Here is a 386-nt window from a genome sequence, read left to right on the forward strand (position 1 = left end):
CCACGACGTGGGTCTCCACGTTCCGCACGTGCCCCGCGTTCAGGCGCATGATCGACGGCGGGCTGATCAGGTCGCCGTCCCCGGTGATGAGCTGGACGGGGAGCGTCAGCGTCTCCAGCCCGGCCCAGGTGATCACGTTCGCGAGGGACGGCGTGAAGGCGTTTGCCGTCTTCGCGCGGGCGTTTATCTCCAGCCAGGCCGCCACGCCGTCCCGGTCCCCGCCCCGGTAGGACGGGCCCAACTCCGCGAAGTCGGTGGGCATGCCGCGAAGCCCAGCAGGCTGAACGATCTGGCTCAGCTCCAGGTACTCGGCGTCCTGAATGCCCATGACACTGCCGGAGACCGTGAGACTGCGCAGCCGGTCCTGGCGGTAGAGGGCGTAGTCC

Annotated in this window: 1 protein-coding gene; it reads right to left on the reverse strand. The window is 69.2% G+C overall.

Annotated elements, in window-relative coordinates:
- A partial coding sequence (locus tag I8N67_RS42055; RefSeq protein ID WP_372443929.1) for an alpha/beta fold hydrolase occupies nucleotides 1–386 on the reverse strand: 386 nt, incomplete at both ends.

The organism is Streptomyces adelaidensis, assembly GCF_016598475.1.
Taxonomy (GTDB): Bacteria; Actinomycetota; Actinomycetes; order Streptomycetales; family Streptomycetaceae; genus Streptomyces; species Streptomyces adelaidensis.